The following is a 14,350-nucleotide window of genomic DNA, read 5'->3' on the forward strand; positions in this document are numbered from 1 at the left end:
CACGCGTTAAAAAGCGTACAATAAAGGCTCCACGCAAGTGGGGCCTTTTTAACACCCTCGCTTCATCAGTCTCTTTTGTCCGCTATCTATACTTAATGGATAACAGCCAAAACAGACTCGACATAGCCTTTGAGCTGTGCATCTACATAGGCCCCCGGATGGGCCAAATTCGGAGATATCACCGCAATGTCAATTATTGGTCGCATTCACTCCTTTGAATCCTGTGGCACCGTCGATGGCCCGGGGATCCGCTTTATCACTTTCTTCCAGGGCTGCCTGATGCGCTGCCTGTACTGCCATAACCGTGACACCTGGGACACCCATGGCGGTAAAGAAGTCACCGTTGAAGATCTGATGAAAGAGGTGGTGACCTATCGCCACTTCATGAACGCGTCCGGCGGTGGCGTGACGGCATCCGGCGGTGAAGCCATTCTTCAGGCTGAATTCGTGCGCGACTGGTTCCGCGCCTGCCACAAAGAAGGCATTCATACCTGCCTCGACACCAACGGCTTTGTGCGCCGTTACGATCCGGTTATTGATGAACTGCTTGAAGTGACCGATCTGGTCATGCTCGATCTCAAGCAGATGAACGATGAGATCCACCAGAATCTGGTTGGCGTTTCAAACCACCGTACCCTGGAATTTGCTAAATACATTGCCAACAAAGGCGTCAAAACCTGGATCCGCTACGTGGTGGTGCCGGGCTGGTCAGATGATGATGACTCTGCACATCGTCTGGGTGAATTTACCCGGGATATGGGTAACGTGGAGAAAATCGAACTCCTGCCCTATCACGAGCTGGGTAAACATAAATGGGTGGCGATGGGTGAAGAGTACAAGCTCGATGGCGTGAAGCCGCCGAAAAAAGAGACGATGGAACGCGTCAAAGGTATTCTTGAGCAGTATGGCCACAAGGTCATGTATTAACGAAAAGGCCCGGTGAGAACCGGGCCTTTTTATATTCTATTTAAAGACGCCGTTAATAACGGAAGTCACAATCGCCGTACTCAGCGCAATTAAGACCAGGTCGTCACCTACCACGCGCCATTCATAGCCCGGATAGGAAGGAAGCTGACCCAGCATATCGGCTGGCACGGTTTTCTTCGCAATGCCCGGAGGCAGTGGCTTACCGCGCGCGAGGTTTTTCGCAATACCCGGAGGCAGAGAGTCGTAACCCGTTAAGCCGTAATTCAGTGCCAGATGGCGGGCATGATCGAAGCTCACGCGAGCATCCACATCATTACTGACATCTTTGCTGTTTTTAAAGCTCTTATCCGATTTCCCAGGGTTATCCTGACCATTATTGTGCTTATTACCATGGTTACCAGAGTTCCCGTTACCATGATTGCCGCTATTACCTTGTCCGCCACCGTTTCCGTGACCACCGCCATTCCCGTTTCCAGGATTAGCCATGGCCGGAGCCGTTGCAAACGTTAAAGCCAACACTACGGCAAGTGCGGTAGTGGAAAAACGACGAGTAGACATGATGGCTGCCTTTTAGTGGGAGAACTCATTGGAATTATCGCCAGGCAGTAAAAACTCACAATAAGTAAAAGTCTTATATGTGACAGGGACAAAAAAGCCTGTCATCGACAGGCTTTTAAAAATCAGGCATGAGCCACTGGCGTTGGATGTTCGCCCACTTTGCGCAGCAGCATTAGCAGATAAATAAACGACACGCTGGCGATCATGATAAACAGCAGATTATCAGAATAATTTTGCATGAGCATAGCGGTAAACGTCGGCCCCAGTAAACTGCCGATGGTGTAACTCAGCAACAAAGCCTGGTTCATCGCCACCAGCTGGTGATGCTCAACTTTCTCACAGGCCCAGGCCATCGCGACCGGATAGAGCGTAAAGCCCGCAGCCCCCAGAATGAACAGCGCAGGCGCCATCGCAGCGTTGCTGAGCATGGCGAGACAGCCCATGATGACCACGAAGACCTGAACGCGCAGCACCAGCAGACGACCAAAGCGGTCCGCCAGGCGGCCAATCGGCCACTGGCCGACAATCCCCGCGCTGACCATCACCGCCATCCAGAAACCGATCCCGGAATCACTGACGCCCTGATGGTTAAGATAGAGCGGCATCAGGCCATAGAGCGAGCCCAGCACAATCCCGGAAATAATGCAGCCGTTAACCCCCAGACGCGCCTGGCGCAGTCTCAGCATCGGCCAGACGTGGGTGGCTTCCTGATGTTCGCTGTTTTGATTCACAATGCGGGTAAAGAGCAGCGGCAGGATCGCCGCGAGCACCATGCCCGTCACCCACGGCAGCACGCTCATCAGGTCGGTTGGCAGTTTGCTGACCATCAGCTGTCCCAGAACGGTACCGACGTAGTAAACCATCATATAGGCCGCCAGCAGACGCCCGCGATTACGGGACGTGCCGCTGCACATCAGCGCACTTTCAACCACCACCCAGATCATGGCGCAGCCGACGCCCGCAATAAAGCGCCAGACCATCCAGCTCCAGAAGCCGACCATGAGTCCTAAACCGGCGCAGCCGACGGCAAAGATCAGCGACGCCAGATAATAACTGCGGTTAAAACCAAAGCGCTTAATAAGGCTGCCCGTTAATAAGGTGCCCAGCAGATTGCCCGTAAAAAAGGACGAGCTAACCATACCCACCTGCCAGGTCGGTAAGTTTTCATGGGCGAGCCATAGCGGGACGAGTGTGTTTAACACCGCGATCGCCAGGGTCAGCAAAAGCAGGCCACAGAGCAACAAAAGCACCGGGCGGGTATAGGTGGTCATGGATTAAAAACCGTGAGGAAGTTCAGATTTCGTGCGCATCATGCCACTGGCAAAAACAAAGTCAATCTACCGTTTCAGGCGTCACGCATGTTATGCGCCTTGTCGATTTAAAAAACTCATCCTGCTAATGCAAAGCCTGCTACTGATATTAATTATCTATTTGTTTTTATTTATTTCCGGGAATTTTTACAACGAAACATCAGTCGAAAAATTTCATGAATGAAAAAAGAAAAAGCCGGGCGCTATGTCCCGGCTTTTTATAACGAAAAATGAAATTAGCTGGCGATAGCCATACCGACCGTCATATGCAGACCGTAAAATACGCCGCGACCAATTAACTCCCCTGCCAGCACCAGCACAAAGGCCAGAGACAGCAACGGCAGCGCAGGCGAGTAACCTTTAAGCTGAGGGGCAATCCAGCACACCAGCGCCGCCGTCAGCAGCACCACACGCCAGGCCATCAGCGAACCGTAATCCGGCACCAGCGCCGAAGCCTGCTGGATAGAGCTGTGAATAGTCGCCAGCTCTGCTCCCTGCATAAGCGCGACAACGGTACTGATTACCAGCGCCAGCAGCGAGACCGCGGGCAGCAGGCGCATCGCCCAACCATTAATGCCAGCCACACGCAGCAGCAGATAACCCAGCAGCGGCCCGCCAATAAACATAGTCAGGAAGAAGCTCATCGGCGTCCAGACGCTATACCAGGTCGGAACGGTATCGATGGTGTTGTACACCCGGACCATCATCCAGACGAAGACAACGCCCAGTACCATGGTGACGATGAGCCACAACGCGCGTAACCCTGACGGCAGCTTTTTCACCGCTGCCAGTAACCACCCCAGCCCACCAACGGCAAAGAAGATTGCCCCGCTGGCAATCTCGTTACTCAGCGAGGAGGCACCTACGCGGTTCAGGGAGTTGAACGCGCGCATCGGTGAGCCGAGGTGCAGCGTAGAGGCGATAAACCCAATGCCCATCAACACCCACAGGCCAAACATGCTTAACACCAAACGCTGCTGCTGTTCAGCATTGAGGTTCCCTTTTAACAGCGCCAGCGCAAGGACGATAAACCCGCCTGCCACGCACTGCCCAAAGACCGTGAAGATCATCAGCGGCCATTCATGCCATCCACTTCCCATCTCACACCTCCTTCGGATTTGCCAGGTAGCCGGTGGTGTCACCCGTCGGACGGCTGTTGGCGTTAGGTTTAATCACAATACTCGGCTTCGTGAAGTGCGCAGACGGCAGCGGCGCGACGGCAGCAAGCTGGCCGTGTTTTTTGCGCAGCTCCTCAATCGGGCCAAAGTCCAGCGCGCGCAGCGGGCAGGATTCGACGCAGATGGGCTTTTTGCCGTCCGCCACGCGGCTGTGGCAGCCGTCGCACTTGGTCATGTGGCCTTTGGCGGCATTGTACTGCGGCGCGCCGTACGGGCAGGCCATGTGGCAGTAACGACAGCCGATGCAGACATCCTCATCCACCACCACAAAACCGTCGTCGCGCTTGTGCATTGCCCCGCTCGGGCAGACCTTGGTGCAGGCCGGATCTTCGCAGTGGTTGCAGGCAATCGACAGGTAATAGGCGAAGACATTCTGATGCCAGACGCCGTTGTCCTCCTGCCAGTCGCCGCCCGCGTATTCATAAATACGCCGGAAGCTGACGTCCGGGGTCAGGTCTTTGTAATCCTTGCAGGCCAGCTCGCAGGTTTTGCACCCGGTGCAGCGGCTGGAATCAATAAAAAATCCATACTGGGTTGTCATCGGTTACTCCTTACGCCTTTTCAACCTGAACGAGGTTTGTGTGGGATGGGTTGCCCTTCGCCAGCGGCGATGGACGCTGCGTAGTGAGAACGTTGATGCAGCCCGCCTGATCGATACGGTTCGCATCCGGGTTATACCAGGCCCCTTCCCCCAGCGCGACAACGCCAGGCATCATGCGCGGAGTCACTTTAGCTTCGATATGCACTTCGCCACGCCCGTTGAAGATACGTACGCGATCGCCATTACTGATGCCGCGCGCTTTCGCATCCATCGGGTTGATCCACATCTCCTGTCGGCAGGCCGCTTTCAGTACGTCAACGTTGCCGTAGGTGGAGTGAACACGCGCTTTGTAGTGGAAACCGGTCAACTGAAGCGGGAATTTCTCCGTCAGCGGATCGTTGTAGTTTTCGAAGCCTGGCGTATAAATCGGCAGCGGATCGATAACGTCCCCTTCCGGCAATTCCCACGTTGCAGCAATTTTTGCCAGCTCTTCGGAGTAGATCTCGATTTTGCCCGACGGCGTGGTCAGCGGATTGGCCTGCGGATCGTCGCGGAAGGCTTTATACGCCACGTGATGCCCTTCCGGATCGCGCTGCTTGTACATGCCCTGCTTGCGGAAGGTATCGAAGTCCGGCAGGTCAGGAATGGCTTTGCGGGAAAGCTCGTGCAGATGGCGCATCCAACCTTCCTGAGTACGTCCTTCAGTGAACTGCTGCTCAACGCCAAGACGTTTCGCCAGCTCAGAAGTCATCTCGTAGATGGTTTTGCACTCGAAGCGCGGTTTGATGGCCTGATCAGTGAAGATCACATAGGACATGTTGCCGCAGGAGGCGTCCAGCGCGAAATCCATCTGCTCAGACGCGGTGCAGTCCGGGAGCAGAATATCGGCATACTTCGCCGACGAGGTCATGTGGCAGTCGATCACCACAATCATTTCGCACTTCTTGTCGTCCTGCAAAATTTCATGGGTGCGGTTGATTTCAGAGTGCTGGTTGATCAGGCAGTTACCGGCATAGTTCCAGATCATTTTGATCGGCACGTCCAGCTTATCTTTGCCCCGAACACCGTCGCGCAGCGCGGTCATTTCCGGGCCGCGCTCGATCGCGTCCGTCCACATAAACATGGAGATGCTGGTCTGAACCGGGTTATCCAGCGTTGGCATACGTTCAAACGGGACTTCATACGAGCCTTCACGCGCCCCGCTATTACCGCCGTGAATGCCGACGTTGCCAGTCAGAATCGAGAGCATAGAAATAGCACGGGTGGCAATTTCGCCGTTCGCGTGACGCTGCGGTCCCCAACCCTGGCTGATATAGGCCGGTTTCGTTGAACCAATTTCACGCGCCAGCTGAACAATACGTTCGACTGGAATGCCGGTGATGGTGGATGCCCACTCAGGGGTTTTCGCTACCCCGTCGCTGCCCTGACCAAGAATGTACGCTTTGTAATGCCCGTTAGCCGGTGCGCTGGCTGGCAGGGTCTTCTCGTCATAACCCACGCAGTATTTATCCAGGAACGGCTGATCGACGAGGTTTTCAGTGATCATCACATACGCCAGCGCATTGACCAGCGCCGCATCGGTACCAGGGCGAATAGGGATCCACTCATCTTCACGTCCCGCACCGGTATCGGTATAGCGCGGATCAACGATGATCATACGTGCGTTGGATTTGGCGCGCGCCTGCTCAAGATAATAGGTTACCCCACCGCCGCTCATGCGCGTTTCGCCTGGGTTGTTGCCGAACAACACTACCAGTTTACTGTTTTCGATATCCGACGGACTGTTGCCGTCTGCCCAGCCGCCGTAGGTGTAGTTCAGCCCCGCAGCAATCTGTGCGGAAGAGTAGTCGCCGTAATGATTGAGATAGCCGCCGCAGCAGTTCATCAGGCGCGCCACCAGCGTTTTACCCGGCGGCCAGGAGCGGGTCATGGTACCGCCCAGCGTCCCGGTGCCATAGTTGAGATAGATGGATTCGTTGCCGTACTCTTTGATCAGGCGCTGCATGTTGGTCGCGATAATATCGTAGGCTTCGTCCCAGCTAATGCGCTCGAACTTCCCTTCCCCACGCTTACCGACGCGCTTCATTGGGTATTTCAGACGATCCGGATTATAAACGCGACGGCGCATTGAACGGCCACGCAGACAGGCACGAACCTGATGTAACCCTTCGTAGTTATCATCGCCAGTATTGTCGGTTTCGACATATTTGATTTCACCGTCCACAACATGCATACGCAGGGGACAACGGCTACCACAGTTAACGGTACAGGCACTCCACACCACTTTTTCCGGGGCTGAAGCGGGAGACAGAGCCTCCGCCGCCGACGCCAGACGGGTAAAAGGGAGCGTAAAGGCGCTGCTGGCAACCGCCAGACCACCTATTGCCGTGGTTTTCATCAACCCACGGCGAGTGACCTCGGCAGCCATTAACGCTTCAGGCGCTTTGATTTTCATAAAGACTCACTTTGGTTGCTCACAAAGAAAAGAGAGGCGGCGCAAACCGCTATGTAGTTTTATTTATAACGAATTACAACGTTATTGGTGTTTTATGCTAACTTTCGTTCGGAGAAGTATTACTACTTTAGAGTGAGGAGGTATTGCGTCGTATCAATTCAGAGGGATAAAAAAAGCGCCCGAAGGCGCTTTTGTGCGTGAATGCAAAATCATTATCCGATGTACTGCTGACCTTTCATGTAAGGACGCAGCACTTCTGGGATCTCAATACGTCCATCAGCCTGCTGGTAGTTTTCCAGCACGGCAACCAGCGTACGGCCGACAGCCAGACCAGAACCGTTCAGGGTATGAACCAGACGGGTCTTCTTGTCGGACTTGCTGCGGCAACGCGCCTGCATACGGCGAGCCTGGAAATCCCAGACGTTAGAGCAGGAGGAGATTTCACGGTAGGTATTTTGCGCAGGCACCCAGACTTCGAGGTCGAAGGTTTTGCAGGCGCCGAAGCCCATGTCACCGGTACACAGCGCCATACGGCGATATGGCAGCCCCAGCAGCTCCAGCACTTTCTCTGCGTGACCCGTCATCTCTTCCAGCGCGTCCATAGACTCTTCCGGACGAACGATCTGCACCATCTCAACTTTATCGAACTGGTGCATACGGATCAGACCGCGCGTATCGCGACCGTAAGAACCGGCTTCAGAACGGAAACATGGAGAGTGTGCGGTCAGTTTGATTGGCAGATCGTCTTCGTCGATGATCTCATCACGCACGAGGTTGGTCAGCGGCACTTCCGCGGTTGGGATCAGCGCGTAGTTGCTGCTGTCAGCTTCCTCGTCCAGCGGACGGGTATGGAACAGATCGCCGGCAAATTTCGGCAGCTGGCCTGTACCGTACAGTGTATCGTGGTTAACCAGATACGGAACGTAGGTTTCGCTGTAGCCATGCTGCTCGGTGTGCAGATCCAGCATGAACTGCGCCAGCGCGCGGTGCAGATGGGCAATCTGACCTTTCATTACCACAAAGCGAGAACCGGTCAACTTAACCGCAGCCGCAAAGTCCAGGCCCGCGTGCATTTCGCCCAGCGTGACGTGATCGCGCACCTCAAAGTCAAACTCGCGAGGCGTACCCCAGCGTTTCACTTCAACGTTGTCGTTTTCGTCTTTGCCGACAGGCACGCTGTCGTCAGGAATGTTCGGGATCGCCAGAGCGATATCACGAATTTCAGCCTGAAGAACGTCCAGTTCAGCTTTCGCCTGATCCAGCTCTTCACCCAGCTTGTTCACTTCCAGGCGTAATGGCTCAATATCTTCCCCGCGCGCTTTCGCCTGGCCAATGGATTTCGATCGAGAATTACGCTCTGCTTGCAGATTTTCAGTTTGTACCTGCAAAACTTTACGACGCTCTTCAAGAGCGCGCAGCTTATCTACATCCAGCTTAAAGCCCCGGCGTGCCAGTTTTTCAGCGACTGCGTCTGGCTCATTACGCAGCAGATTGGGATCGAGCATGCTTATCCTGTGCTTATCGAATTAAAAGAGGAAAAAGTGACCACAGCCTGCGGCCACAGAGATATATTGCCAACATTACCGCAACGATTGAACTAACGGTAGCGTTTTATAGGGCTATTTTGATCCTGTCCGGCAAGCCAGGCGAGCTTTTCGCCAATCTTACCCTCAAGACCTCTGTTTGTGGGGTGATAATAGCGGGTTTGTGCCATCTCCTGTGGGAAATACTCTTCCCCGGCGGCGTAGGCATTGGGTTCATCATGGGCGTAGCGATACTCCTGCCCATACCCCATCTCTTTCATCAATTTGGTTGGCGCATTGCGAAGATGTACCGGCACATCGTAGTCCGGGCGCTCACGCGCGTCCGACATCGCCGCTTTGAAGGCGGTATACACCGCGTTACTTTTCGGCGCGCAGGCCAGATAGACAATCGCCTGCGCAATGGCACGCTCGCCTTCCGCGGGCCCGACGCGGGTAAAGCAGTCCCAGGCGGAAATAGCGACCTGCATGGCGCGTGGATCGGCATTTCCGACATCTTCCGACGCAATGGCCAGGCAGCGACGCGCGACATATAACGGATCGCCACCGGCGGTAATGATACGCGCGTACCAGTAGAGCGCCGCATCCGGGGCGCTGCCGCGCACGGACTTATGTAATGCCGAGATCAGGTCGTAAAAACGATCGCCTTTATTATCGAAGCGTGCGCTGCGTTCACCGGCTATTTCGGTGAGCAATTCAGGTTTCAGTACGCGCTTGCCCGCATCGTCCACTTCAGCCATATCGGCCATCATTTCCAGCGTATTCAGTGCCCGACGCGCATCGCCGTTGACCAGTTCAGCGATCGCACGACGCGTGTCGTCTGGCAGAACGATATCCTGTCCGCCGTAACCCCGCGCGTTGTCCTCCATCGCCTGGGTCAGAACCTTTTCGATATCTTCCGTGGTCAGCGACTTAAGAAGATAGACGCGCGCACGAGAAAGGAGCGCAGAGTTCAGCTCAAACGACGGGTTTTCCGTGGTTGCGCCGATGAAGAAAATCGTGCCGTCTTCAATGTGCGGCAGAAACGCATCCTGTTGGCTCTTGTTGAAGCGGTGGACTTCATCGACAAACAGAATGGTGCGGCGCCCGGCATTGCGGTTTTGCCGCGCGCGCTCGATCGCCTCACGGATCTCCTTCACGCCGGACGTCACCGCCGAGATGCGCTCAACGTCCGCGTTAGCATAGCGGGCGATCACTTCAGCGAGGGTTGTTTTGCCGGTGCCGGGTGGGCCCCAGAGGATCATGGAGTGCAGATGCCCCGCCTCAATAGCGCGCGGCAAGGGTTTCCCCGCAGCCAGCAGGTGTTGCTGGCCGATGTACTGCGCTAAATTTTCTGGCCGCATACGGGCGGCCAGAGGTTGAAACGCATTATCTGAAAAATCGAGCGACAGGTTGCTCACTCATGCCTCTTACTTATTACGTTGGTCGTCCACCGTTACGCCCTGCGGCGGGGTAAAGGTGAATTTCGAAGCATCTACAGCGCCGTTTTGCTGAGACTTAAGCTGATAGCTACTGCGCTGATCGTCCTGCTCAACCGCACCGAACTGATTAATGGTACCGTTGCTGCTCACGTTAATGGTGAACTGCTTCAGGTTACCGTTGCTGCCTTTTGGCGTCAGGACGAACTCATCACCGTTTTGTTTAATGTTGTACTGCTGCCAGTCGCTGGACTGGTTACGGGCAATGAGCATAAACGGCGTATTGCTGGTCGCATCTTTCAGCCAGGTGGCGGTCGCCTGCTCAACAAACGGGTTGTAGAACCATAAGGTTTTCCCGTCGGACACCAGCACGCTTTCATCCGGCTGGGTCATGTGCCAGTTGAAGAGATTCGGGCGTTTCACCCACAAATCCCCCTGACCTTCCTGCACCGCGTTGCCGCTGCCGTCAGTCACTTTTTGCGTGAAGCTGGCGTGGAAGCTGCTCACTTTATCCAGTCGGCTTTTAAGGTCGCTGGCTGCATCAGCCCAGACGCTGCTGGCAACAAAACTGGAGAGTAATGCACAGGCGATGGCGATTTTTTTCATTGTTATTCCTTAAAATACGTCTTCCCGATATGGGGGTTCCGTTTCTATTCTGGACCTGCCCGAAGGCAGGCGACAGAAGAATATGCTTAATTTTTGCTGATTTACCCTTCTTTGCAATCGCTGAAGGTTAATCAAACGGCGGTGGCGCCAGCACCTCACGGTTACCGTTATGCCCCTGTTCGCTCACGATGCCCTGGGCTTCCATCTGCTCGATGATACGCGCCGCGCGGTTGTAGCCAATACGGAACTGGCGCTGGACGCCGGAGATGGACGCCTTACGTTTTTCGGTGACGAAATTAACCGCCTGGTCAAATAACGGATCCAGCTCTTCGCCGCCGTCAAAACCACCGCCGCCGCCTTCACTTTCACTGTCGGAGGTGATGCCGTCGACGTATTGCGGCCGCCCGCGCGCTTTCCAGTCCTGCACCACCGCGTGCACTTCCTGGTCGCGAACAAACGCACCGTGGACACGCACCGGCGAGGTGGAGTTCGGGCCGGAATAGAGCATATCCCCCATCCCCAGCAGCGACTCTGCACCGCCCTGGTCAAGGATAGTACGCGAGTCAATTTTACTCGACACGGTAAACGCGATACGGGTCGGGATGTTTGCCTTAATAAGACCGGTGATAACGTCTACGGACGGACGCTGCGTTGCCAGTACCAGATGGATGCCCGCCGCACGCGCTTTCTGTGCCAGACGCGCAATCAGCTCTTCCACTTTCTTGCCAACGGTCATCATCAGGTCGGCGAATTCATCCACCAGCACCACGATGTAAGGCAGTTTCTCCAGCACCGGATGCTGGGCATCCATGCTGTCACCCGGCTTCCAGTATGGGTCCGGAATCGGACGGCCCATACGTGCCGCCTCAGCGATTTTCTCGTTATAACCGGCCAGGTTACGCACGCCCAGCGCCGACATCAGCTTGTAGCGACGCTCCATTTCATTGACGCTCCAGCGCAATGCGTTGGCGGCGTCCTTCATGTCGGTCACCACTTCCGTTAACAGGTGCGGAATGCCTTCGTAGACGGACAGTTCAAGCATTTTCGGGTCGATCATGATGAAACGCACATCTTCAGGCTGCGCTTTGTAGAGCATACTGAGGATCATGGCGTTCACCCCGACCGATTTACCGGAGCCGGTGGTACCCGCAACCAGCAGGTGCGGCATCTTCGCGAGATCGGCAACCACCGGATCGCCAGCGATATCTTTACCCAGCACCACGGTCAGCGGGGACGGGTTGTCGCGGAATTTGGTGTTATCCAGAACTTCACGCAAATAAACGGTCTGGCGTTTCTTGTTTGGCAGCTCAAGGCCAACGTAAGGCTTGCCTGGGATCACTTCCACCACGCGTACCGCCACGGTCGACAGAGAACGCGCCAGGTCACGGGACAGGTTAGAAATACGCGCCGCTTTTACGCCTGGCGCCAGGTTCAGTTCGAAACGGGTGATCACCGGGCCAGGTGAGTAGTTCACCACGTCCGCTTTAATACGGAAGTCAGCCAGACGCGCTTCCACCAGACGGGCCATCTGCTCAAGGGCAAAAGTATCCACCGGTTCGACTTCCGCTGGCGGCGGCGTTAACAGATCCAGCGACGGCAACGGCGTACTTGGTCGTTGCAGCGGACGGCTGTCTCCGTTACGCATCAGCAGCGGGTGAATCAGGCTTTCCTGCGGCTGTGGTGCTGGCTGCTGGAACTGCGGCTGCGGCGGTTGGGCCGGTGGTGTATGCGGCTGCGTATAAGCCTGCGGCGCTGGCTGTTGTGGCTGCGCATTAACCTGCGGCGCTGGCGCCTGACGCACCGGTTCCGCTTCCGGCATCACGCTCGGCGTGAACAGCGGTTCGCTCGGACCGTCATCCACCAGATCTTTCATCGGTGAAAATTCAAAATCCGAGAGCGAGAACGGGTTTGCCCCCGAAGGCTGCTCACCGGAATAACGTTGCTGTTGTGTGGCCGCAAACTGACGCGCTAATTCCGCTTCAGCAGCATCATCCTCATCCTGCTGAGAATGAACATCGTGTTGGTACTCATTCCCGTAGCGTTGAGTCTGCTGGGCGGCAAACTGACGCGCCAGCTCATCCTGATGCAGTTCGTCAGCATCATCTTCGTAGTCGGACTCACGGGCTTTCTCTTCCGCCATACGCTGGGAAGGCAGTTTAATGCCATAAGAGGCAAGCTCCCGGCGCGTCGGTACGCGCACGCGATTAGGGCGCGGCAATTGTGGACCAATGCCCTCTTTTACCTGAGGACGCGGCGCACCGTCGGTTGCCGGGCTGAATAGCGGAGCGGACGCGGCAGCGGCTGCCGTTGCCTGCTTCACGGCTTCCGCTCCCGACGCAACGGCTGGCGCTGGATCTACAGGTGCAACGCTTGCAGAAGGCGCTTTTACAACAGGCTCCTGCACCGGCTCAGGCACGGGCTGATACCAGGCGGCAAGCTGCTCGCGCTCACGGGCACGGCGCTCTTCCACTTCTTCAAAATAGTATAATGGCGGACGGGATGGCTTCGCTTCCTCCACCACTTCGGGTTCAGACACCGGCGCAACATATGGCTGTTCAGGTACAGCGGGTTCGGGCGTATAAGCCTGATGCGGCTGTTGCGGCTCGCTGACAGGCTCAGGCGGCTGATACGGTTGCTGCCACTGTTCCTGCTGCACAGGAATATAGCTTTCAGGCTCCGGCGCAATGGTCGGTTCAGGCGTATGGACGCCTGGCGCAGTCTGCCAGTCTACCTGCGGTTGCTGGATCGCGGACTCCGGTGCCGGAACAGGCGAGGACGGCATCACGGCTTCAACAGGCGCAACATGGGCCTGCGCAGCCGTCGTTGCGGCAGCAGCAGCGGCTACCGGTTCAGTCACGGAATGACCATTTAACAGCGGATCGTATTCGTCATACTCACCCGGCGTGGCTCGATGACCAGAGAACAACACATCATCAGGATCGACGGCCGCGCCGCGATACTCAATCTGCTCCTCTTCATCCATACGTTTGCCGGAGAAAAGCGCGGCATCCGTTTTACGGCCTAACGGGTTAGCGAATTTTTCAGCAACGCGCTGACGGCGCGCCAGAGCACCGCGCAGAATACGGGCACGGCGGGATTCACGACGCTGCACAGGTGCCTCGTCTTCCTCTTCGTACTCATCTTCATATTCGTCTTCATCGACCCACGTATCGTCACGACGGGTGCGATTGCTGGCAAACGTCAGCAGAGTCAGAATAAAGCTGCCGATTTTTTCAGCAATGCTCACCCAGGACCAGCCGGTAAACAGCGTCAGCCCTGCCGCCCAGATGCAGAGCAGCGCCAGCGTGCCGCCGCTGCTGTGAAGCATCGGTTGCAGCGCGGAGCTCAACAGGCTGCCAATCACCCCGCCGGAGGCGAAGTACCAGATGTCATCGGCGTTGATCGCCGCCAGTCCGCAGGAGGTGAGGATCAGCGCCAGGGCGCCAATCAGGCGCAGCGAAACGGCAAAATAATCGATGTAGTCGTCGTTCTGTCGATGACGCCAGGCAAACCAGCATCCGCCAATAATGATGACGGGAAGGGTATAGGCCATCACACCGAAAATGAAGAAAAGCGTGTCCGCAAGCCAGGCGCCGGGAACGCCACCTAAATTATGGATAGGCTCATGCCATGCGGTTTGCGACCAGCTGGGATCTGAGGGGTTGAAACTGAGTAAGGCAGCCATCAGCCAGACGGCAAAAAGGGCAATAACAATCAGTAACGCCTCAAGGAGACGACGTCCGCTGCTTAGCTTAGATAATGTGACTTCTTTGTCTTCAGTGTATTCCTGGCTCAAGAAAGGCTCTCCAGGTATCA

Annotated in this window: 10 protein-coding genes; 1 reads left to right on the top strand and 9 read right to left on the bottom strand. The window is 55.8% G+C overall.

Going from position 1 to position 14,350, the window contains the following annotated elements; all coding sequences use genetic code 11:
• Positions 1–186: 186 nt before the first annotated feature.
• Positions 187–927 carry a pyruvate formate lyase 1-activating protein gene (pflA, locus tag ACOTW6_RS07015; RefSeq protein ID WP_003858250.1) on the top strand — a complete coding sequence of 247 codons (741 nt, stop codon included), beginning with the start codon at positions 187–189 and terminating at the stop codon, positions 925–927.
• Positions 928–963: 36 nt separating this feature from the next.
• Here the strand turns inward: pflA and ACOTW6_RS07020 are convergent, their stop codons facing one another.
• The 9 genes from ACOTW6_RS07020 to ACOTW6_RS07060 all read right to left on the bottom strand — a co-directional run bounded on the left by ACOTW6_RS07020 (position 964) and on the right by ACOTW6_RS07060 (position 14,330).
• Positions 964–1,485: an anti-virulence regulator CigR family protein gene (locus ACOTW6_RS07020; RefSeq protein ID WP_063133125.1), complete on the bottom strand. Its 522-nt coding sequence runs from the start codon at positions 1,483–1,485 to the stop codon at positions 964–966.
• Between the two features lie 122 nt (positions 1,486–1,607).
• Positions 1,608–2,756 carry an MFS transporter gene (locus ACOTW6_RS07025; RefSeq protein ID WP_003858254.1) on the bottom strand — a complete coding sequence of 383 codons (1,149 nt, stop codon included), beginning with the start codon at positions 2,754–2,756 and terminating at the stop codon, positions 1,608–1,610.
• A 275-nt stretch (positions 2,757–3,031) separates the two neighbouring features.
• Positions 3,032–3,895 (bottom strand): dimethyl sulfoxide reductase anchor subunit family protein, encoded by an 864-nt coding sequence (locus ACOTW6_RS07030; protein ID WP_017693703.1) that lies wholly within the window; start codon positions 3,893–3,895, stop codon positions 3,032–3,034.
• Between the two features lies 1 nt (position 3,896).
• Positions 3,897–4,514 (bottom strand): DMSO/selenate family reductase complex B subunit, encoded by a 618-nt coding sequence (locus tag ACOTW6_RS07035; RefSeq protein WP_017384545.1) that lies wholly within the window; start codon positions 4,512–4,514, stop codon positions 3,897–3,899.
• A 10-nt stretch (positions 4,515–4,524) separates the two neighbouring features.
• The gene (gene dmsA, locus ACOTW6_RS07040; RefSeq protein ID WP_022650720.1) at positions 4,525–6,969 is read right to left on the bottom strand and encodes a dimethylsulfoxide reductase subunit A; all 2,445 of its coding nucleotides are present in this window, start codon (positions 6,967–6,969) and stop codon (positions 4,525–4,527) included.
• A 212-nt stretch (positions 6,970–7,181) separates the two neighbouring features.
• Positions 7,182–8,474 carry a serine--tRNA ligase gene (gene serS, locus ACOTW6_RS07045; RefSeq protein WP_008499983.1) on the bottom strand — a complete coding sequence of 431 codons (1,293 nt, stop codon included), beginning with the start codon at positions 8,472–8,474 and terminating at the stop codon, positions 7,182–7,184.
• A 92-nt stretch (positions 8,475–8,566) separates the two neighbouring features.
• Positions 8,567–9,910, bottom strand: coding sequence for a replication-associated recombination protein RarA (rarA, locus tag ACOTW6_RS07050; RefSeq protein ID WP_047052389.1), 1,344 nt, complete (start codon positions 9,908–9,910; stop codon positions 8,567–8,569).
• Between the two features lie 9 nt (positions 9,911–9,919).
• Complete coding sequence (lolA, locus tag ACOTW6_RS07055; RefSeq protein WP_003858270.1) at positions 9,920–10,534, bottom strand: outer membrane lipoprotein chaperone LolA; 615 nt, start codon at positions 10,532–10,534, stop codon at positions 9,920–9,922.
• A 127-nt stretch (positions 10,535–10,661) separates the two neighbouring features.
• Positions 10,662–14,330 (bottom strand): DNA translocase FtsK 4TM domain-containing protein, encoded by a 3,669-nt coding sequence (locus ACOTW6_RS07060; protein ID WP_062932095.1) that lies wholly within the window; start codon positions 14,328–14,330, stop codon positions 10,662–10,664.
• Between the last annotated feature and the right edge of the window lie 20 nt (positions 14,331–14,350).

It is taken from the genome of Enterobacter cloacae complex sp. IR5403 (genome assembly GCF_049238705.1).
In the GTDB taxonomy this organism is placed as follows: Bacteria; Pseudomonadota; Gammaproteobacteria; order Enterobacterales; family Enterobacteriaceae; genus Enterobacter; species Enterobacter hormaechei_C.

What these genes read in the sequence shown, in the direction of transcription:
- pflA (WP_003858250.1), top strand. Translation starts at nt 187, where the DNA reads ATGTCAATTATTGGTCGCATTCACTCCTTTGAATCCTGTGGCACCGTC.
- ACOTW6_RS07020 (WP_063133125.1), bottom strand. Translation starts at nt 1,485, where the DNA reads ATGTCTACTCGTCGTTTTTCCACTACCGCACTTGCCGTAGTGTTGGCT.
- ACOTW6_RS07025 (WP_003858254.1), bottom strand. Translation starts at nt 2,756, where the DNA reads ATGACCACCTATACCCGCCCGGTGCTTTTGTTGCTCTGTGGCCTGCTT.
- ACOTW6_RS07030 (WP_017693703.1), bottom strand. Translation starts at nt 3,895, where the DNA reads ATGGGAAGTGGATGGCATGAATGGCCGCTGATGATCTTCACGGTCTTT.
- ACOTW6_RS07035 (WP_017384545.1), bottom strand. Translation starts at nt 4,514, where the DNA reads ATGACAACCCAGTATGGATTTTTTATTGATTCCAGCCGCTGCACCGGG.
- dmsA (WP_022650720.1), bottom strand. Translation starts at nt 6,969, where the DNA reads ATGAAAATCAAAGCGCCTGAAGCGTTAATGGCTGCCGAGGTCACTCGC.
- serS (WP_008499983.1), bottom strand. Translation starts at nt 8,474, where the DNA reads ATGCTCGATCCCAATCTGCTGCGTAATGAGCCAGACGCAGTCGCTGAA.
- lolA (WP_003858270.1), bottom strand. Translation starts at nt 10,534, where the DNA reads ATGAAAAAAATCGCCATCGCCTGTGCATTACTCTCCAGTTTTGTTGCC.